Source organism: Pseudoclavibacter sp. 13-3 (assembly GCF_021168475.1).
Lineage (GTDB): Bacteria > Actinomycetota > Actinomycetes > Actinomycetales > Microbacteriaceae > Pseudoclavibacter_A.
In genome coordinates this window covers 509,271-528,412 of the sequence record NZ_JAJOZT010000002.1, presented here as the reverse complement: position 1 = coordinate 528,412, position 19,142 = coordinate 509,271, and the positions used below count along the sequence as shown (strand labels likewise).

The following is a 19,142-nucleotide window of genomic DNA, read 5'->3' as shown; positions in this document are numbered from 1 at the left end:
CTGTCACCTCTGCGCTGCGGGATGCCCGTCTTGCGCTGATGGTCGCTGTGCCGGGGTGTGGTGGTTGCGGCCTGTCATGATCAGCCCTGCGCTTTCAGCCCGGTGACCGTGTCGTGCACGGCCTGCGCGAGCAGGGTCGAGTCTGAGCCGATGGTCAGAAACGTGAAGCCGCGCTTCTGGTAGGCCTTCGCCGCTTCGAGGTTCGCTGCCAGGATGCCCACCGAGACGCCGTGTCTTCGGCCGGCCTCGAGCACTCGGTCGAGCGCCTGCTGGAACACCGGGGCGTCGAACTGGCGCGGCACTCCGAGAGCGTAGCTGAGGTCGAGCGGCCCGACGAAGAGCACGTCGACGCCGGGCTGAGCGGCGATCTCGTCGACAGTGTCGAGTGCGGCGAGCGTCTCGATCTGCACCACGGTGATGGTGTCGCCATTGGCACGGTCGAGCGCCTCGCGATCCTGCCCCCACCGTGCGGCTCGGTTGTACGATGCCACACCGCGAATGCCCTGCGGCGGGTAGAGCTGGCCGCGCCGCGCTTCGGCGACCTGCTCGGCCGAGGTGATGCGCGGCAGCATCACGCCCGCTGCGCCCGAGTCGAGCACGCGACCGACGCGGATGCGCTCCGGCGTCTCGACGCGCACCAGGGTCGGCACGCCGTAGGCGGCCGCAGCAGTCACGATGTCGCCGATCTGCGACTCGTCGCCACCGCCGTGCTCGAGGTCGGCCAGCAGCCAGTCGGCTCCCGATGCGGCGACCACCTCGGCAGCCATCGTCGACCCCAGGCCGATGAACAGCCCGACGGTCGTCTCGCCGCGCGCGAAGCGCTGCTTGAGCTCTGCGTTCACAGTGAGGGGTGATACCCGTGCGGCGCTCATCCGTGCCACTTCTGATCTGCCCGCCCCGCGAGGTACTCATCGTAGAGCTCGTCGACCACCGGGTCGCCGCTCACTTCGGCCGGAGAGACATCCCACCAGACCTCGGCTCCCGGCAGGTCGACCTGCGGCACGGTGGCCACCACGATCACGACCGGGTGCGTGGCTCCACGAGTGCTGTCAAGCGCCGCGCGAAACTCGTCAGCAGTCTCGACATAGTGCGTCTCGGCGCCGAGGCCGTGCGCGATCTCGACGAGGTCGATCTTGAGGTAGTCGCCCTCGAGCCGTCCCGGCGTGGTCTCGCCGACCTCGGTGACGGCCTGGTGCAGCGGGGCGCCCGACTCGTCACGGTAGCGAAACTCGTTGGCGAAGTGCCGACCGGTCTTCCCCATCTGCAGACGGCGGATCACCTGGAAGCCGTGGTTCTCTGAGACCACCAGTGTGAAGCCGATGCCCTCGGCCGCCGCGGTCACGATCTCGGTGGGCTGCATCAAGAAGGTGCCGTCACCGATGAAGGCGGTGACCCTGTGCTCCGGGTTCGGATCGGCCAGACGCACGCCGATCGCCGCCGGCAGCTCGTAGCCCATGCACGAGAAGCCGAACTCGAGGTGAGCGTGACGGCCGTCGGTCGCATCCCACACCTTCTGCAGGTCGCCGGGAGGGCTGCCGGCTGCGGCGATGATCGTGTCGCCGCTGCGTGCGTGCTCCTGCAGCACGCCGATCAGCTGTCCCTGGGTGATCACGGCGTTCGTGACCGGCGCGTCTGGGTGGTCGGCGCGAACGAACGCACGGTCGGGGTCGAGAGCCGCTGCTCGTCTCGGTGCCCAGGCATCCTGCTCACGGGCGACCTCGTCACGCCATGCCGCGGGGATGCGATAGTCTCTCAGCTCGTCGGCCAGCGCCCGCAGCGCGAGCTGCGCGTCGGCGACAGTGGCGACCGCACCCTCTTTGATCGCGTCGAACTCGCTGATGTTCACCGAGGCGAAGCGAGCATCGGCCGCGAAGAGCGACTGCGACGCAGTGGCGAAGTCGGTGAGACGGGTGCCGACGTGCACGATCAGGTCGGCATGGCGGGCGAGGCGGTTCGTCGCCGGGGTGCCCTCGAGGCCGACGCCGCCGACCTGGAACGGGCCCGGCTCGAGCACGGCGCCCTTGCCGCCGAAGGTCTCAGAGATCGGCAGCTCGGTCGCGCGGCCGAGGTCGGTGATCTCGCGTTGCGCATCGGAGTAGATCACCCCTCCACCGGCGATGACCAACGGGCGCTCGGCCTGGCGAATCAGCTCGGCGACCGCGCTGATCTCGGCGGGGTCGGGCAGCGGGCGGCGGATCTTCCAGTCACGCGGCTCGAACATCTCGACCGGCCAGTCGTGTGCGTGCGACTGCACGTCCTGCGGCAGCGAGAGCACGACGGCGCCGGTCTCGACCGGGTTCGCCAGCACGCGGAAAGCCTGCGGCAGCGCCGTCATCAGGTGCTCGGGGCGGCTGATGCGGTCGAAGAAGCGCGACACGGGGCGAAAGGCGTCGTTCACCGTGGTGTCGGGCGCAGCCGGGTTCTCGAGCTGCTGCAGCACCGGCCCCTGACGACGGGTGGCATAGGTATCGCCGAGCAGCAGCAGCAACGGCAGCCGGTTGACCGTCGCGAGGCCCGCTGCGGTGAGCGTGTTGGTCGCCCCGGGCCCGATGGATGCGGTGACTGCGAGCGCCTGACGCCGCTTCGCCGCCTTCGCGTAGCCGACCGCGATGTGCCCGAGCGACTGCTCATTGCGTCCCTGAATGAAGGGCAGCTGATCGAGGTCTGCGGCGAAGGCCTGCCCCAGCCCGGCGACATTGCCGTGGCCGAAGATGCCCAGCGCCGCCGGAATGAAGCGCTGTCGCACGCCGTCGACCACGCTGTGCTGCGCGGTGATGTAGCGAACGATGGCCTGTGCGACGGTGAGCCGAACCGTCTTGCCGGATGCTCCGTGAACCATGTCGGGTTCCTCTCTGCGAATTTCGTGTTTCTGAAGTCGTCTCGCCTCGCGCGGTGTCGGCGCGTGACGCTGGCGTGTTGGTGTGTGCTGCACGTCGGCCGAGGTGTCGGCCGCTCGGCCTGGTCAGCCGTGCAGCACGATGGTCTTGACCTCGGTCATCTCGGCGACCGCCGCGCGTGGGCCCTCTTTGCCGATGCCGCTGGCTTTGAGCCCGCCATAGGGCATCAGGTCTGCGCGCCACAGCGGCGTCCAGTTGATGTGCACCGAACCGGCGTCGACCTCGCGGATGACCTTCGTGATCGTCGAGACGCTGCCGGTGAAGACGCCCGCGGCCAGGCCGTAGGGCGTGCCGTTCGCCACGGCGAGGGCGTCGTCGAGATCGGCGGCCTCCGTGATCGCGACGGCCGGGCCGAAGAGCTCCTGCTGCGAGAGCGGGTCTTCGAGCCGCACGCCGTCGACGATCGCGGGCTGCACGACCGCACCGTCTCGGTCGCCGCCGACGACCAGTCGTCCGCCACGCGAGACGGCGTCCTGAATACTGTCGTGCACGCGCTCGGCCTCGCCCTCGGTAATCAGCGTGCCGATGTCGGTCGACGCGCTCGACGGGTCGCCGGCGCGCAGCTGAGAGACCTTCGCAGCCAGCGCATCCACGAAATCGGCGTGCACGTCACGGTGCACGACGACGCGCTGCACCGAGATGCAGACCTGGCCGGCGTTCGCGTAACCGCCTTTGGCCACGGCTTCGGCGGCACGCTCGAGGTCGGCGTCGGGCAGCACCACCGTCGGCGATGACGCGCCGAGTTCGAGTGAGAGCTTCTTGACGCCGGCGAGCCGAGTGATGCGCTCGCCCACGCCGGTCGAGCCGGTGAAAGAAATCTTGCGGATGCGCGGGTCGCTCACCAGCAGGTCGCCGATCAGCGAGCCTGCGCCGGTGAGCACCGAGAGCACACCCTCGGGCAGACCGGCATCGACGAAGCACTGCGCCAGGGCGAGGGCCGTGAGCGGCGTGGTGCGGGCCGGTTTGAGAATCACCGCGTTGCCTGCCGCGAGCGCCGGAGCGATCTTGTGCAGCACCAGCAGCGACGGGTAGTTGAAGGGGGTGATCGCCGCGACGATGCCGACGGGCTGGCGCACGGTGAAGCCGACTTTGTCGAGACCGGTGCCGGGGTTCGCGTCGAGGGGCAGGGTCTCGCCGTAGAGCTGAGTGCCTTCGAAGGTGGCCAGACGGATCAAATCGCCGCTCCGCGAGCACTCGGCGCTGGCCTCGGCGAGCGTCTTGCCATTCTCGGCCGAGAGGATCGCCGCGATCTGGTCGAGGCGCTCATCGGCCAGCTCGGCCGCGCGCAGCAGGATGCTCGAGCGCTCGTGCGCGGGAGTGCGGCGCCACCTGGCGGCACCGGCATCGGCGCTGCGAACAGCGGCTTCGACGTCTTCGGCCGCAGCCGCGGTGATGTCGGCAACGGTCTCGCCGTTGTAGGGGTTCGTCACCGCTTCGACGGCGCTGCGGGCACTCGCCTGCTGCCATTGGCTGCCGATGAGCAGCTGCCCCGCGTGCGCGGTCTCTGCCACGCTCTGCGGGCTGTGTGCTGACACCATTGTCATGCTTCTTTCGCCTTGTCGGTCGTCTCGAGCGTGTCACCGCAGAAACCGGCGCCTCTTGGCCTCGTCCAGAGTCTCGACTGCTCGGCTCGAATCTGGGCCTGGAGCTCTCGGCGTCATGCGGTAGTACTCGCTTCGGATCCAACATCGGTGTTGGACCGGTCCAACTTTAGGCATAAGTCGCTCTGTGATGACAAGTGCTGCATCCGAAATATACGATCTGGGATACAGTCCGTGCACGGTTTCGCCCGCAGGTGCGCGGTTCTGCCCACAGATGCGCGGTTCTGCCCACAGATGCGCGGTTCTGCCCGCAGGTGCGCGGTTCTTCCGCAGGTGCGCGATTTTGTCGGCCGGTGCACGGTTTCGCTGAGAGGTGCACGGTTTCGCTGAGATCTCCCCGAACTCGACAAAACCGCGTACGTCTCAGCGGAACCGTGTACATCTGTCTCTAGCGGACTCTGTCCGAAGGCAGCGCAGACTCCCTGCGCACCGAGTTCGCCTGCTTCACCGCAGCCGGGCGAAGCTCACACCGCAGTCGACCCGCGCACGACCAGCCGCGGAATCACCAACCGCTCGCGATGCCCTTCGAACGGCCCGTCGGCATCGAGCAGCAGACGCACGGTCTCACGCGCGATCTCGGCGTTGCGCGGGTCGACAGTGGTGAGTGAGATGCGGTCGATGCCTGAGAGTGCCGTGTCGTCATAGCCGGTGACGGCGACGTCCCCAGGCACGCGCAGCCCGAGCTGCTCGGCCGCAGTGATCACCCCCAGAGCCGCCAAGTCGTTCACGGCCACGATCGCCGTGGGGCGTTCTCCAACGGGACGCAGCGCCCGGGTCTCGATCGCCGCGGGGTGTCCGTCATCAGGATGCAGCACCTGGGTCTTGATCGCTGCTCCCGTCGTACTCCCCCCTGGGCGCATCAGCAGCCGGCGCGTCGCCTCGATCGCGCGCTCCGTCGTGTAGTCCGAGAGCTCGACCTCGATGTGCTCGGCCAGTCGATGACGGCGCATCGCGCTCTCGTACGCATCACGACGGTTGACGGCTGCACCACCGCCGGAGCCTCCGACGTGCGCGATGCGACGGTGCCCGCGCTCGACAAGGTGATCGACGATCAGGTCGATGCCGATGACGTCGTCGTTGCGCACCACGCAGACGTGGTCGAGGTCATCAGCCGTGCCGCTGGCGACCACCGTCGGCACACGTTGCATCAAGGGCTGCACGACGTCGAGCGAGGGCACCGACCCGATGACCACCAGGCTGCTCGGGCGCATGTCACGCAGCACGGTCAGCACACGATCGTCGAACTCCCGGTTGCCCCCGGCATCGGTGAACAGCGCACTCGACACCAGTGTGCGCTGCCCGGCGTCACGGAGCTCGGTGCGAATCCCCTCCAGAATCTCGGCGAAGATCGGGTTCGCGAGGTCGGGCACCATGACTCCGACGAAGTCTCCGTCGCCGGCCGCCAGCGAACGCGCCATCCAGTTCGGCGAGAAGCCGAGACGCTGGGCCGCGTCGAGCACGAGCCTTCGACGCACGTCGCTGACCCGGGGATCTTCGTTGAACACCATAGAGACGAGAGACTTCGAGACGCCGGCTTCGGCCGCCACGTCTCTGATCGTCGGCCCGTGTCTTCGACCCTGCCCCATGATGCCCCCTTTGGTACCACATCCATCATCGCAGCATTCGCGATGCGGTGCCCCGCTGCACCTGCTCGACTCACTCGCCAGCCCCGTCTCGACCGCCCCACCGGCCCGATGCACTCCCCGCACCTGGCCCCACCGTGAGCCCCCAGTCTGTACTGGCCAGCCCGCGCGCGGCATTCCCTCACCCGCCGAAGGGCAGCCTCGGATCGACCGGCTCGGCATCCCACGTCTCGCGCAGCCAGCCGTGCGCCGGGTCGTCCTGGATCAGCCACTCCCGGTCGCCCGGCCCGGCCATCACATTCAGGTAGTACGCGTCGTAACCGGGTGCGGCGGCGACTGGCCCGTGGTATCCGTACGGCACCAGGGCGATGTCACCAGTGCGCACCATCGCGCTGATCTCGATCGGCCGGCGATCAGACGGGTACGTCGCGAACAGGGCGAACGGATCGACCTCATGCGGCGGCGCACTGCCCCGCGCTGCCTCGGCGTCTCTGCTCAGCCCGCGCTCGACCTCCACCTCGAAGTAGTAGATCTCTTCGAGCGCCGTCTCGACGCCGGGCACGTCGCGGTCGTGCTTGTGCGTCGGGTATGACGACCAGCATCCGCCGGGGGTGAGCACCTCGCACGCGATGATCGCGCCTGCACGCAGCCGCGCCGGCGTGCCGAAATTGTGCACCTGCCGACTCATGCTGCCGCTGCCGCGCAGCTCGACCGGCACCGTCTCACGGCGAATCACCTCGACCGGCAGCCGCAGGTCGGTGTATGCCTGCGACACCGACACCCGACCGCTCCCGGTGAGCGTGTACTCGGCGTCGATCGGCAGATAGAGCGCATCGGCCGGCCCGTCGAACACCGATGCTCGCCCGCGCAGCTCGACTGCCGCATCCGGCGCCGCGCCGGGCACGCGATAACGCACCTCGCACTCGCCCGTCAGCGGCAGAATGATCGACTCGCGCCCGCTCGCCCGATCGCTGACCGGCCCGAGATCGAGGTCGGCGACGCGCAGCCCGGTGTGACGCCAGCCCGGCACGGCGCGGTCGACCACGTCGCCCCAGCCGTCACGGGCGAGCTCGCCGGGTCGATACGTCCATTTTCGCGTCATGTGGATGCTCCCCTCACGCCCGCCCCGCCCGTCGCCTCGGCAGGTTCGGCGCCTGCACGGCCCCGTGCACCAGCTCGACGGCCCGAGCGACCGCGCCCTCGACATCCCCGTCTGGCGGATAGAGCAGCGAGCGCCCCACGACCAGGCCGCGAACGCCCGGCAGCACAAGTGCATCGGCCCAGCGCCGGAACGCCCCCTCGGGATCGGCGCTGGTGTCACCGCCGAGCAGCAGCATCGGCAGCGTCGTCGCCGCCGCGACCGCGGCCATGTCGTCGACCACCGGCACTTTGAGCCAGGTGCTGCGCGACGAACCGCCGAGCCCCGAGGCGATCGCCACTGAGCGCACGACGGCTTCTGTGCTGAGATCGTTGACGATGCGAGTGGCCTGCCCGTGCGGCACGCGTCGGCTGATGAACGGCTCCAGCAGAATCGGCACATCGGCCTGAGCGAAGGCGCTCACCTCAGCCGCGACAGTCTCGAGCGTGCGCACAGTCGCCGGGTCGTCGAGGTCGATGCGCACCAGCGCTTTGCCCATGTCGAGGCGGTCGCGCAGCACGTCGGTCAGGCGGTGCGCCGTGAGTCGGTCGTCCATTTCGAAGGATGCTCCGGCAAGCCCGCCTCGATTCAGCGACGCGATCGCGACCCGGCCGTCGAGCAGCCCGAGCAGCGCCAAGTCGTCGAGCACGTCGGGGGTGCCGAGCACCCCGTCGACCTCCTCGTTCTCGAGGGCCGCGGCCAGGCGATGCAGCAGGTCGTCTCTGCTGGCCATCGCCATCGGATCGTCACCGATGCCGAGCGCCCCGCGCGCGGGGTGATCTGCGGCCACGATGAGCAGACGGCCGTCGTGCTGCAGCAGCGGCCGGCGCACCCGGTCGGCGTGCGCCATGTCGATGCGGTGCGGCTCGCAGGCGCGCACCTCGCGCAGCTCGGCGAGCACGGCGGCGAAGTCGTCTTCGGGTGTCGAGTTCATGATCGCACCTCGACGTCTGAGTCGTGGACGGAGTTCGGGTCGTGGGCGTCGTCTGGGGTGCGAGATGTGTTCTCTTTCTGTGTCGGGTTTGAGGCGTATGCTTGGCTGCACGAGGCGAGCAGCTCATTCACTTCACTCTCGGTCGGCATCGCGGTCGAGCACTCGCGCCGCGAGGCCACGATCGCGCCGGCCGCGTTCGCGAAGCGCAGGGTGCGCTCGAGAGGCCAATCGTGGAGCAGCCCGTGGATGAGGGCTCCCCCGAACGCGTCGCCGGCGCCGAGACCGTTCACCACGTCGACCGGGGTCGGCGGCACCTCGACACGTTCGTTCGCCGTGCGTGCGAGCACTCCTTTGGGCCCCTGCTTCACGATCGCGAGCCGCACGCCGGTGGCCAGCAGCGCCTCTGCCGCGAGGTCGGGGTCGGTCTCGCCGACGGCCACCTCGCATTCTTCGCGGTTGCCCACGGCGACGGTGACCTGGGGCAGCACCTGCGCGATGCGTTCGTTCCCTGCGGCCCGGCTCGGCCAGAACTGCGCACGGTAGTCGAGGTCGAGCACGATCATCGGCTCGGTCTCACCCCCGGTTCGCGCCCGTCGCAGCGCCTCGAGATGCGTGTCGAAGCTCGGCTGCGCGCTGAGACCCGTCGCGGTCAGCCAGATCAGACGCGGCCTCGTCACCGTGCCCGACGTCGACGCTGCCGCGTCGGGCAGCACCGCATCGAGCTGCTCGGCCAGCAGGCAGAGGTCCGGAGCCTTGGGCTCTCGGTAGAAGTAGAGCGGAAAGTCGTCGGGCGGAAAGATCTCGCAGAACGTGACCGGCGTCTGATACTCGGCCACGGTGCGCACCCCGGTCGGGTCGACGCCCAGACGTCGCAGCTCGTGCAGCAGGTATCGGCCGAAGGGGTCGTCGCCGACCCCCGAGACCAGCAGCGGGCGATGGCCGTATCTCGCCGCAGCCACGGTCACGTTCGCGGCCGAGCCTCCGAGGTACTTGCCGAAGCTGGTGACGTCTTCGAGTCCGACGCCGTCTTGCAGTGGATAGACGTCGACGCCGAGTCTCCCGAGCGCGACGACGTCGGGCGCCGGCGAGCCTGCGCGAGCCGGGTTCGCTGTGCTGGTGCCTGTCTGTGGGCTCATGGCGAGGGCCGATTCATCAGCCACACTATTGGACCGCTCCAATTTTGTCTCCTTCATTGCGCCTTTGCAGTGAGAAAGGGGTATGAAGAGACTAGCCGACAGAGACGATCGGCGTCGAACACGGCGTGTCAGCCGATGAGCGGGGCAGCGCTACGCAGCGACGGCGGGCAGCTGTTCACGCACGACGGAGGCAAGCTTCTCAGCCCACTCGCACGCGACATCCTCAGAGGTCGCCTCGACCATCACACGAACGAGCGGCTCGGTGCCACTCGGCCGCAGCAGCACGCGACCTTCATCGCCGAGCGTCGCCTCGACATCCGCCACCGCGTCTTTGATCACGCCGCTCGACGCCAGTGCGGTCTTGTCGACACCGCGCACGTTGATCAGGGTCTGCGGGTAGACGGTCATCGCCTCGTCAGCGAGCACAGAGAGCGGCTTGCCCGTCTCAGCCATGACCGAGAGCAGCTGCAGACCGGTCAGCAGGCCGTCGCCTGTGGTGGCGTAGCGACGGAAGATGACGTGACCCGACTGCTCTCCGCCAAGGCCGAGGTTCGAGCGGTTGAGCTCTTCGAGCACGTACCGGTCACCCACCGAGGTCTGACGCACCTCGATGCCCGCCTTCTGCATGGCGAGGTGCAGACCGAGGTTGCTCATCACGGTGCAGACGAGGGTGTTGCCCGGCAGCTGGCCGCGGCGGTGCAGCGATGTCGCGAGGATGGCCATGATCTGATCGCCGTCGATGATGCGGCCGTTCTCGTCGACGGCCAGGCAGCGGTCTGCGTCACCGTCGTGAGCGATGCCGACTTGGGCGCGGTCTGCGATGACCGCGTCTTTCAGCTTCTCAAGGTGCGTCGAGCCGACGCCGTCGTTGATGTTGAGACCGTTGGGGTCGGTGCCGATGAGCCGGACGAGTTTTGCGCCGGCGTCGGCGAATGCCTGAGGCGAGACCCCGGCTGCGGCGCCGTTCGCGCAGTCCAGTGCGAGGCGGATGCCGCCGAGAGAGTTCGGCACGGTGCCGAGCAGGTGCAGCAGATAGCGGTCTTCTGCGTCGGCGAACGTAGAGATGCGCCCCACTTCTGCACCGGTGGGGGCGAGCTTCGGCTGATCGAGTTCGACCTCGATCTTGTCTTCGACCTCGTCGGGGAGCTTGAGGCCGCCCTTGGCGAAGAACTTGATGCCGTTATCTGGTGCAGGGTTGTGCGATGCAGAGATCATCACGCCGAAGTCGGCGTGCAGGTCTTGTACGAGGAACGCCGTCGCCGGGGTGGGAAGAACGCCCGCGTCATGCACGTCGACTCCACCGCTGGCCAGACCCGCCGCGACCGCAGCGCCGATGAACTCTCCAGAGATGCGGGGGTCGCGGCCGAGCACGGCCATGGGTCGACGACCCGCCACCCGCGCCTCAGCGCCGAGCACCCGCGCAGCGGCCTGAGCCAGCTGCAGCGAGAGTTCGACGGTGAGGTCGCGGTTGGCGAGCCCTCGCACCCCATCGGTGCCGAAAAGTCGAGGCATGGTGTTCCCAGCTCGAGCGGTTTAGCGCTTCGAGTACTGAGGAGCCTTGCGGGCCTTCTTGAGACCGGCCTTCTTGCGCTCTTTGATGCGGGCGTCGCGGCTCAGGAAGCCGGCCTTCTTGAGCTCGGGACGGTTGTTGTCAGCGTCGATGCCGTTGAGAGCACGAGCGATGGCCAGCCGCAGCGCACCGGCCTGACCCGAGGGGCCACCGCCGTTGATGGTGGCGGTGATGTCATAGGCGCTCTCGAGACCGAGCAGCGTGAGCGGATCCTTGATCAGCTGCTGGTGCAGCTTGTTCGGGAAGTAGACGTCGAGCGTGCGGCCGTTGACCGTGATCTCGCCGCTGCCCGGAACCAGACGCACGCGCGCGATGGCCTCCTTGCGACGGCCGACTGCCGCGCCCGGCACGCTGAGGTTGCGCGGTGCGCGCTCTTCGACGGCCTCTGCACCCTCAGGCGTCGAGGTGCTGTATGAAGTGAGGTTTTCTGTGTTCTCTGCCACGGTGTTCTCCTGTGAAAGTCTCTCGGCGCCGGTCACTGGGCGATCTGGCTGAAGGTGTACGGCACCGGCTTCTGCGCGGCGTGAGGGTGCTCGGCACCCTGGTAGACCTTGAGCTTCGTCAGCTGCTCACGGCCCAACGTGTTCTTGGGAAGCATGCCGCGGACGGCCTTCTCGATGGCGCGCTCGGGGTTCTCGCGCAGCAGGTCGCTGTACTTGACGCCCTTGATGCCGCCCGGGTAGTTCGAGTGGCGCCAGGCGATCTTCTTATCGGCCTTGCCGTTGCTCAGCACGACCTTCTCGGCGTTGATGATGATGACGTAGTCGCCCGTGTCCAGGTGAGGAACGAAGGTGGGCTTGTTCTTGCCGCGCAGAATCGCGGCAGTGTGGCTGGCCAGTCGCCCGAGCACCACGTCGGTGGCGTCGATGATGACCCAGTTGCGCTTGATTTCGCCGGCTTTCGGCGAGTATGTGCGTGTCACTAGCTTCTCTCTCTCGATTTGAGGTGTTCGTGAATCCCACTCCGATGCGATTCTCACTGCGTCGAACGCTCGTTCGCGCCCGGCACCCGAAGTCGGCCACCGCGATGCGGGGCCCTTCAGGCCAGACGTTCGGAGCATCCTCAGTCGCGTGAATACAGACGGTGGAGGGCTCAAGTCGGGCAGTGGCGCGACAGCCGGTTTTCCGGCAGACACACGCACTTGCCAGCTAACGAGCTTAGCGCCTTCTGACCCTGCAGGTCAATCCTGAGCTCCTTGCCGCGCCCACCGCACTCCCCAAACCCACTCACAGAACTCGCCCAGCCCATCCACCTAACCCACTCACCCAGCCCACTCACCCAGCCCATTCACCCAACCACTCGCCCAACTCGCCCCACCGTGATCTTCGCGCATGCCACCAAATCTCCGCATTATCACCCAGTTTGCGAGGAAGTTGCGGTGCAGCCGAGGCGTTTGTGGTGCCGCCGAAGAGACCCCGGCCCTGTTATGACGAAGAGCAGCCAAAACTGAGCTCACGCCTGCTGCACCCATGACGGCGGAGTCTGGTGAGCGCAAGCGGCGGGCTCTCGGCGGGCTCACAGCGGGCTGATGCTCCTGCTGTTCCAATCTGGCACAAGGGTATGCACCGCGAGCACTTCTGGTTACACTTGCCGACACCGGACAGCACAGCCATTCAAAGGAGAATGCCGCTCATGTCGACGACCACACCCTCTGATCATCCCCGCGAGCGAGAGACGGGCCTGCCCGCAGCATCCGTCTCGGCGCCGCCCCCGCCGGAATGGGACGAGTCGACGCTCGTCTCGGATCCGGCGTTGCCGCCCACCGCAGTAGACCCCGAGCTGCTCGACAAACCGAAATGGACTGCGGGCAAAGTCATCACCTGGATCCTGATTGCCGCGGTCGGCGCCATCGGCTGGACGATTCTGGCGGTCAGCCGCGGCGAGACCATCAACGGCATCTGGTTCGTCTTCGCCGGCGTGGCCTCGTACCTGATCGCCTACCGCTTCTACAGCAAGTACATCGAGCGCAAGCTGCTGCGACCAGACGACCGCCGCGCGACGCCGGCCGAGTACTCGGCGAACGGCAAAGACTACGTCGCGACCGACCGCCGCGTGCTCTTCGGCCACCACTTCGCCGCGATCGCCGGCGCCGGGCCACTGGTCGGCCCGGTGCTCGCCGCACAGATGGGCTACCTGCCCGGCACACTCTGGATCATCATCGGCGTCATCTTCGCCGGCGCGGTGCAGGACTACGTCGTGCTCTTCATCTCGACCCGCCGCAACGGCCGCTCACTCGGGCAGATGGCCCGCGAAGACCTCGGCCGCATCGGCGGCACGGCGGCCATCATCGCCACACTGACCATCATGATCATCATCGTGGCCATTCTCGCGCTCGTCGTGGTCAACGCCCTCGGCGAGAGCGCCTGGGGCGTGTTCAGCGTCGGCATGACGGTGCCGATCGCTCTGTTCATGGGCGTCTACCTGCGCTACCTGCGCCCGGGCAAGATCATGGAGGTGTCGGTCATCGGCATCATCCTGCTGCTCGCCGCGATCATCGGCGGAGGCTGGGTCTCGAACACCGAGTGGGGCCAGGCCGTCTTCCACATGGATCGCATCGCAATCGCCTGGGCGATCATCATCTACGGGTTCATCGCGGCGATCCTGCCGGTCTGGCTGCTGCTGACCCCGCGCGACTACCTCTCGACCTTCATGAAGATCGGCGTGATTCTGCTGCTCGCCGTCTCGATCATCGTGGTGCGACCAGAGCTGAACGTCCCGGCCTTCAGCGAATACGCCTCGCGCTCCGACGGCCCGGTGTTCAGCGGCCCGCTCTTCCCCTTCCTGTTCGTGACCATCGCCTGTGGCGCCCTCTCCGGGTTCCACGCACTGATCGCCTCGGGCACCACGCCGAAGATGGTGCACAAAGAGCGGCAGACCCGCTTCATCGGCTACGGCGGCATGCTCATGGAGTCGCTCGTCGCACTGATGGCCTTCGTCGCCGCGCTGTCGATCGACCGCGGCATCTACTTCGCGATGAACTCCTCGGCCGCGGCCACCGGAGGCACCGTCGAAGGCGCCGCCACGTTCGTGAACTCGCTGGGGCTCAACGGTGTGCACGTCGAGGGCAGCACGCTGCAGCAGGTCGCCAATGATGTGGGCGAGCACTCGATCGTCTCGCGCACCGGTGGCGCTCCGACTCTGGCAGTCGGCATCGCCGAGATCATGCACAACATCACCCCGGGGCTGAAGGCGTTCTGGTACCACTTCGCGATCATGTTCGAGGCGCTGTTCATCCTCACTGCAGTCGACGCCGGCACCCGCGTGGCGCGCTTCCAGCTGCAAGAGGCCGTCGGCAACTTCTGGCCCCGTTTCAAAGACAACAACTGGCGACCGGGCGTCTGGCTGGCGACCGCGATCATGGTAGCGGGCTGGGGGTACATCCTGATCCTGGGCGTGACCGATCCGCTGGGCGGCATCAACACGTTCTTCCCGCTCTTCGGCGTGGCCAACCAGCTGCTCGCCGCGATCGCTCTGGCCGTCGCAACCGCCATCTTCGCGAAGAAGGGCCGCAGATACTTCACGTACCTGTGGATCACCGGCATTCCACTGCTCTTCGACCTGGTGGTGACGCTGACCGGCTCGTGGTACAAGATCTTCTCGTCCAACGCCACGATCGGCTACTGGGCGAACCACTTCGCGACGCGCGGCAAGCTCGCCGAGCTGCGCGAGTCGGGCACGGTCGCCGGCGTCGCGGTGGCCGACGAGAAAGTCACCACGCAGATCACCAGTTTCGAGGCCACGATCCGCAACACGGCTGTGCAGGGCTCACTGTCCGTCCTCTTCGCCGTGCTCACCGTGATCGTGATCATCGCGGCGCTGGCCAAGATCGTGCAGGCCTGGCGCGGCAACGGTCTGCCGACCACCGAACCGGCGCCTGTCGCCAGTGAGACCTACGCCCCTGCCGGGCTGATCGCGTCACGCGAAGAGCGCGACCTCGACCACGAGTGGGAGCAGGTCTCCCCGGAGAAGCTGAAAGTGCACGTCAGCGGATGACCAGCGCGACCAGGCTCACCACGCATGCCGTGCTCACCGGGCTGTGCGGCATCCGCCGTCTGCTGCGCGGCATGCTCGGAGCAAACGCCTACGACGACTACGTCGCGCATCATCGGCGCATGCACCCCGACGAGCCGGTGATGCGCGAGCGCGAGTTCTGGCGCGAGCAGGCCCGCGACCAAGACGCCAACCCGGGAGCGCGCTGCTGCTGAGCGCCCTCAGTCGCTGAACGACTCGGGCCCGCCAGGATGCATCCCATCTCGGCGGGCCCGAGTCTGTTCGGCCCGCGTCGCGAGATCAGCGTCAGACGGATATCCGACCTCGGCGAGCACCAGCCCGTGACCCGGCACCATCTTGTATTCGGTGCCGCGGCTGCCTTCGTCGCGCAGACGCACCAGGTCGTCGATCTCGAGGTCTCCCCCGCCGACGGCGAGCGTCGCCCCGACGAGGCAGCGCACCATGTGATGACAGAAGGCGTCTGCCTGCACAGTTGCGACGAGGATGCCGCCCGCCGTCACTGCAGATGTCATGGCAGGCGCGATGGCCGGTTCTCGCCTCCAGCTGAAGCGCTGCAGCTCGCGAATAGTCGTCGCACCCGCACGAGGGCGGCAGTAGGCGGCCCAGTCGTGCAGCCCCAGCAGAGTGTGCGCGGCACGGTTCATGCGCGCGACGTCGACGCGCTGCGGCCAGGCGAGCACGTGTCGTCGAAGCAGGGGGTCGCGCGTGCCCCACTCGTCGCTCACGCGGTACTCGTACCTGCGCCACATGGGCGAGAACCGGGCGTCGAAGCCCTGTGCCGCCGGCCGAACGCTGCGAATCAGCAGATCAGGCACCCGGCCGAGCACACTGCGCAGACGGGAGCAGAGCACCCGTGCCGATCGTGTCGGCAGCGGTTCGTCGTGCTCGTGCTGGGTCTGCAGCGCACGAGTGCGCCGCTTCGAGCGATCGGTGCGAGCGAGCTGTTCGAGGGCGATGAGCGGCACGTCGGCGTGCACCACCTGACCAGTCGCGTGCACTCCGGCGTCGGTGCGCCCAGCGACCACAGTGCGAACGGGCTGACGCAGGATCAGCGCAAGGGCATCCTCGAGAACGCCTTGCACCGTGCGCCGCCCCGGCTGCGCGGCCCAGCCCTGAAAGTCGGTGCCGTCGTAGGCGAGGTCAATGCGCACTCGTCTGGTGTCGCTCTGATCGCTCATCATGCTCCTGCCTTCGTCGCTTGCTGGCATCCGCCCGCTTTCAGGCGACGAAAAGACCCGCCGAACCGGGTGACCGGAACGACGGGCCTTCTCAGATCAGTCTGGCCGACTACTTGTCGTCGGCCTTCTCGGCCTCGTCAGCCTCGATGGCCTCGTCGACCTTCTCTGCAGCCTCGGCGACCTCGGCCTCAGCCTGAGCCTCGGCCTCGATCTGCGACTCGGAGCCCTGCACCTGGGTGTCGGGCTCAACGGCGACGGTCTCTTCTTTGATCTGCTCGTCGACGTCTGCTGCGACCTCGACGGCCTCGTCAGCAGCGTGCTTGCCGCCGCGGCTCTTCTTGACGACGGGCTCGAGCACCAGCTCGATGCGAGCCAGCGGCGCATTGTCGCCCTTGCGGTAACCGAGTTTGATGATGCGCGTGTAGCCACCCTCACGGTCGGCGACCTGCGGCGCGATCTCGGTGAAGAGCTCGTGCACGACAGACTTGTCGCGAATGATCGCGAGCACCTTGCGACGCGACTTCAGGTCGCCGCGCTTGGCGAACGTCACCAGACGCTCGGCGAACGGACGCAGACGCTTGGCACGGGTCTCAGTGGTCGTGATGGCCTTGTGCTCGAACAGCTGCATCGACAGGTTCGCGAGCATGAGCCGCTCATGTGCGGGGCTGCCTCCGAGACGCGGGCCTTTAGCGGGCTTCGGCATGATTGTGGTCTCCTTCTTCGGTCAGAAAGTTATAAATGTGGTCAGGCCTGCGTGTCGTCTTCGAAGCCCGTGTAGAAATGGGCGCCGTCGAAGCCGGGCACTGCATCCTTCAGCGAGAGGCCGAGCTCTTCGAGCTTGTCCTTGACCTCGTCGACGGATTTCTGACCGATGTTTCGGATGTTCATGAGCTGCTGCTCGCTCAGAGCCACCAACTCGTTGACGTAGTTGATGTTCTCGCGCTTCAGGCAGTTGTACGAGCGCACTGAGAGATCGAGGTCTTCGATCGGCGTCGACAGCTCGGTGGGAGCCACGACGTCTGCCGGTGCGGGACCGATCTCGATGCCCTCTGACTCGGCGTTCAGGTCACGGGCGAGGCCGAAGAGCTCGACGAGCGTGCTGCCGGCCGAGGCCACAGCGTCGCGGGGCGAGATCGAGGGCTTGGTCTCGACGTCGATGACCAGCTGGTCGAAGTCGGTGCGCTCACCGGCACGAGTCGCCTCGACGCGGTAGGTGACCTTCATGACCGGCGAGTAGATCGAGTCGACCGGAATCTGACCGACCTCTGCGTACTCGCTGCGGTTCTGCTGCGCCGTGACGTAGCCGCGGCCGCGCTCGATGACCAGCTCGATGTCGAGCTTGGCGTTCGCGTTCAAAGTGGCGATCACCAGATCGGGGTTGTAGACCTCGACTCCGGCCGGCACCGTGATGTCAGCAGCGGTGACCTCACCGGCGCCCTGCTTGCGCAGGAACGCGGTGATGGGCTCATCGTGGTCGCTCGAGACGACGAGCTCCTTGATGTTCAGAATGATGTCTGAGACATCTTCGACTACACCGGGAACCGTGGTGAACTCGTGCAGCACGCCGTCGATGCGGATGCTGGTGACGGCCGCGCCCGGAATCGACGAGAGCAGCGTGCGGCGCATGGAGTTGCCGAGCGTGTAGCCGAAACCCGGCTCCAGCGGCTCGATGACGAACCGCGAGCGGTTCTCTGAGACGACTTCTTCAGTGAGTTTGGGTCGCTGTGCAATCAGCACGTGTGTTTCCTTTCGGCGAATCGACCGCCATATGACGACTCGCGTGTTCTGGGAATCTTCCCAGGACCGGTTTTTGGGATGATGACCACGAAACCGGCGACGTTAGGGCGAACGCCGCCGGTGACGCGAACGTGCAGCGATTCAGACCCGGCGACGCTTCGGCGGACGGCACCCGTTGTGCGTCTGCGGCGTGACGTCGTTGATCGACCCGACTTCGAGGCCTGCGGCCTGGAGCGAGCGGATCGCGGTCTCACGGCCTGATCCCGGGCCCTTCACGAAGACGTCGACCTTCTTGACGCCGTGATCCTGAGCGCGCTTCGCGGCGTGCTCAGCCGCCTGCTGTGCGGCGAAGGGCGTCGACTTGCGGCTGCCCTTGTAGCCGACCTCGCCGGCAGACGCCCACGCGATGACCGCGCCGGTGGTGTCGGTGATGGTGATGATGGTGTTGTTGAACGTCGACTTGATGTGCGCCTGGCCGACGGCGATGTTCTTGCGGTCTTTGCGACGCGGCTTACGAGCCACGGCTGACTTGGGTGCTGCCATTATTGTGCTCTGTCTCCTGAATCCTGTGGACTACTTCTTCTTGCCTGCGACGGTGCGCTTCGGACCCTTGCGCGTACGCGCGTTGGTCTTGGTGCGCTGACCGTGCACGGGCAGGCCACGGCGGTGGCGGAGACCCTGGTAGCTGCCGATCTCGACCTTGCGGCGGATGTCGGCGGCGACCTCACGGCGAAGGTCGCCCTCGGTCTTGTAGTTGTGCTCGATGAAATCGCGCAGTGCGACGAGCTGATCGTCGTTCAGATCCTTGACGCGGATGTCACCGCTGATCTCGGTGGCCTTCAGAATCTTGAGCGCGCTCGTGCGCCCGATGCCGAAGATGTAGGTGAGTGCGATCTCCACGCGCTTCTCGCGAGGCAGATCGACGCCTGCTAGACGTGCCATGCGGCTGCTCCTTATGGTGCATTGGAGGTGTCGGGCAGCATCTCCGTGAACCCGTCTGATCACTCAGACGACTCCATGGCCCCAGCCTCCGACTGGGGGTGTGCCGACCCGGGCCGGCGATGCTGCTTGTTGTGGTGCTTCGGCCTACTTGTACCGGTAGACGATGCGTCCGCGGCTGAGATCGTAGGGGCTGAGCTCGACGACCACGCGGTCTTCGGGCAGAATGCGGATGTAGTGCTGACGCATCTTGCCTGAGATGTGCGCGAGCACGAGGTGCCCGTTGGTCAGTTCGACGCGGAACGTGGCGTTGGGGAGGGCCTCGACGACTGAACCTTCAATCTCGATGACACCGTCTTTTTTCGCCATGTATGCCTTACCGCCTTGATCTCGTGAGTGGATACACCGATGCCAAAAG

Annotated in this window: 18 protein-coding genes; 2 read left to right on the top strand and 16 right to left on the bottom strand. The window is 67.0% G+C overall.

Going from position 1 to position 19,142, the window contains the following annotated elements; genetic code table 11:
- Positions 1–80 precede the first annotated feature (80 nt).
- The 10 genes from LRX77_RS05900 to rplM all read right to left on the bottom strand — a co-directional run bounded on the left by LRX77_RS05900 (position 81) and on the right by rplM (position 11,781).
- The gene (locus tag LRX77_RS05900; protein WP_231831966.1) at positions 81–842 is read right to left on the bottom strand and encodes an HpcH/HpaI aldolase family protein; all 762 of its coding nucleotides are present in this window, start codon (positions 840–842) and stop codon (positions 81–83) included.
- Between the two features lie 26 nt (positions 843–868).
- Positions 869–2,839, bottom strand: coding sequence for a 3D-(3,5/4)-trihydroxycyclohexane-1,2-dione acylhydrolase (decyclizing) (gene iolD / locus LRX77_RS05895; protein WP_231831965.1), 1,971 nt, complete (start codon positions 2,837–2,839; stop codon positions 869–871).
- A 123-nt stretch (positions 2,840–2,962) separates the two neighbouring features.
- Complete coding sequence (locus LRX77_RS05890) at positions 2,963–4,441, bottom strand: aldehyde dehydrogenase family protein (protein WP_231831964.1); 1,479 nt, start codon at positions 4,439–4,441, stop codon at positions 2,963–2,965.
- Between the two features lie 521 nt (positions 4,442–4,962).
- Positions 4,963–6,084, bottom strand: a complete 1,122-nt coding sequence (locus LRX77_RS05885; RefSeq protein ID WP_231831963.1) for a LacI family DNA-binding transcriptional regulator — start codon at positions 6,082–6,084, stop codon at positions 4,963–4,965.
- A gap of 178 nt (positions 6,085–6,262) precedes the next feature.
- The gene (gene iolB / locus LRX77_RS05880) at positions 6,263–7,183 is read right to left on the bottom strand and encodes a 5-deoxy-glucuronate isomerase (protein ID WP_231831962.1); all 921 of its coding nucleotides are present in this window, start codon (positions 7,181–7,183) and stop codon (positions 6,263–6,265) included.
- A gap of 13 nt (positions 7,184–7,196) precedes the next feature.
- Entirely contained in the window at positions 7,197–8,153 is a 957-nt protein-coding gene (locus LRX77_RS05875) for a Cgl0159 family (beta/alpha)8-fold protein (protein ID WP_231831961.1), read from the bottom strand.
- Positions 8,150–9,289 (bottom strand): 5-dehydro-2-deoxygluconokinase, encoded by a 1,140-nt coding sequence (gene iolC / locus LRX77_RS05870; protein WP_231831960.1) that lies wholly within the window; start codon positions 9,287–9,289, stop codon positions 8,150–8,152. The genes LRX77_RS05875 and iolC overlap by 4 nt, the downstream gene beginning before the upstream one ends.
- 150 nt (positions 9,290–9,439) lie before the next feature.
- Positions 9,440–10,801 (bottom strand): phosphoglucosamine mutase, encoded by a 1,362-nt coding sequence (glmM, locus tag LRX77_RS05865; RefSeq protein WP_231831959.1) that lies wholly within the window; start codon positions 10,799–10,801, stop codon positions 9,440–9,442.
- Between the two features lie 21 nt (positions 10,802–10,822).
- Positions 10,823–11,302, bottom strand: coding sequence for a 30S ribosomal protein S9 (rpsI, locus tag LRX77_RS05860; protein ID WP_158030769.1), 480 nt, complete (start codon positions 11,300–11,302; stop codon positions 10,823–10,825).
- A gap of 32 nt (positions 11,303–11,334) precedes the next feature.
- Complete coding sequence (gene rplM / locus LRX77_RS05855; RefSeq protein WP_231831958.1) at positions 11,335–11,781, bottom strand: 50S ribosomal protein L13; 447 nt, start codon at positions 11,779–11,781, stop codon at positions 11,335–11,337.
- A 710-nt stretch (positions 11,782–12,491) separates the two neighbouring features.
- Between rplM and LRX77_RS05850 the strand changes: the two genes are divergently transcribed.
- A complete protein-coding gene (locus LRX77_RS05850; RefSeq protein WP_231831957.1) occupies positions 12,492–14,852 on the top strand; it encodes a carbon starvation CstA family protein in 2,361 nt (786 codons plus the stop codon).
- A complete protein-coding gene (locus tag LRX77_RS05845; protein ID WP_231831956.1) occupies positions 14,849–15,064 on the top strand; it encodes a YbdD/YjiX family protein in 216 nt (71 codons plus the stop codon). Before LRX77_RS05850 ends, LRX77_RS05845 begins: the two co-directional genes overlap by 4 nt.
- A gap of 6 nt (positions 15,065–15,070) precedes the next feature.
- Here the strand turns inward: LRX77_RS05845 and LRX77_RS05840 are convergent, their stop codons facing one another.
- The 6 genes from LRX77_RS05840 to infA all read right to left on the bottom strand — a co-directional run bounded on the left by LRX77_RS05840 (position 15,071) and on the right by infA (position 19,093).
- Positions 15,071–16,051, bottom strand: a complete 981-nt coding sequence (locus tag LRX77_RS05840; protein WP_231831955.1) for a tRNA pseudouridine synthase A — start codon at positions 16,049–16,051, stop codon at positions 15,071–15,073.
- Positions 16,052–16,157: 106 nt separating this feature from the next.
- Entirely contained in the window at positions 16,158–16,751 is a 594-nt protein-coding gene (rplQ, locus tag LRX77_RS05835) for a 50S ribosomal protein L17 (RefSeq protein WP_231831954.1), read from the bottom strand.
- A gap of 41 nt (positions 16,752–16,792) precedes the next feature.
- The gene (locus LRX77_RS05830; RefSeq protein WP_231831953.1) at positions 16,793–17,785 is read right to left on the bottom strand and encodes a DNA-directed RNA polymerase subunit alpha; all 993 of its coding nucleotides are present in this window, start codon (positions 17,783–17,785) and stop codon (positions 16,793–16,795) included.
- 141 nt (positions 17,786–17,926) lie between these two features.
- Positions 17,927–18,328 (bottom strand): 30S ribosomal protein S11, encoded by a 402-nt coding sequence (gene rpsK / locus LRX77_RS05825; protein ID WP_158030763.1) that lies wholly within the window; start codon positions 18,326–18,328, stop codon positions 17,927–17,929.
- A gap of 30 nt (positions 18,329–18,358) precedes the next feature.
- Positions 18,359–18,727, bottom strand: a complete 369-nt coding sequence (rpsM, locus tag LRX77_RS05820) for a 30S ribosomal protein S13 (RefSeq protein ID WP_231831952.1) — start codon at positions 18,725–18,727, stop codon at positions 18,359–18,361.
- 144 nt (positions 18,728–18,871) lie between these two features.
- A complete protein-coding gene (infA, locus tag LRX77_RS05815; protein ID WP_158030761.1) occupies positions 18,872–19,093 on the bottom strand; it encodes a translation initiation factor IF-1 in 222 nt (73 codons plus the stop codon).
- Positions 19,094–19,142: the final 49 nt, after the last annotated feature.

Bases quoted from the DNA above. Each gene is read 5' to 3' on its own strand.
- iolD (WP_231831965.1), bottom strand. From the start codon at position 2,839: ATGGTTCACGGAGCATCCGGCAAGACGGTTCGGCTCACCGTCGCACAG.
- LRX77_RS05890 (WP_231831964.1), bottom strand. From the start codon at position 4,441: ATGACAATGGTGTCAGCACACAGCCCGCAGAGCGTGGCAGAGACCGCG.
- LRX77_RS05885 (WP_231831963.1), bottom strand. From the start codon at position 6,084: ATGGGGCAGGGTCGAAGACACGGGCCGACGATCAGAGACGTGGCGGCC.
- iolB (WP_231831962.1), bottom strand. From the start codon at position 7,183: ATGACGCGAAAATGGACGTATCGACCCGGCGAGCTCGCCCGTGACGGC.
- LRX77_RS05875 (WP_231831961.1), bottom strand. From the start codon at position 8,153: ATGAACTCGACACCCGAAGACGACTTCGCCGCCGTGCTCGCCGAGCTG.
- iolC (WP_231831960.1), bottom strand. From the start codon at position 9,289: ATGAGCCCACAGACAGGCACCAGCACAGCGAACCCGGCTCGCGCAGGC.
- glmM (WP_231831959.1), bottom strand. From the start codon at position 10,801: ATGCCTCGACTTTTCGGCACCGATGGGGTGCGAGGGCTCGCCAACCGC.
- LRX77_RS05850 (WP_231831957.1), top strand. From the start codon at position 12,492: ATGTCGACGACCACACCCTCTGATCATCCCCGCGAGCGAGAGACGGGC.
- LRX77_RS05845 (WP_231831956.1), top strand. From the start codon at position 14,849: ATGACCAGCGCGACCAGGCTCACCACGCATGCCGTGCTCACCGGGCTG.
- LRX77_RS05840 (WP_231831955.1), bottom strand. From the start codon at position 16,051: ATGATGAGCGATCAGAGCGACACCAGACGAGTGCGCATTGACCTCGCC.
- rplQ (WP_231831954.1), bottom strand. From the start codon at position 16,751: ATGCCGAAGCCCGCTAAAGGCCCGCGTCTCGGAGGCAGCCCCGCACAT.
- rpsK (WP_158030763.1), bottom strand. From the start codon at position 18,328: ATGGCAGCACCCAAGTCAGCCGTGGCTCGTAAGCCGCGTCGCAAAGAC.
- rpsM (WP_231831952.1), bottom strand. From the start codon at position 18,727: ATGGCACGTCTAGCAGGCGTCGATCTGCCTCGCGAGAAGCGCGTGGAG.
- infA (WP_158030761.1), bottom strand. From the start codon at position 19,093: ATGGCGAAAAAAGACGGTGTCATCGAGATTGAAGGTTCAGTCGTCGAG.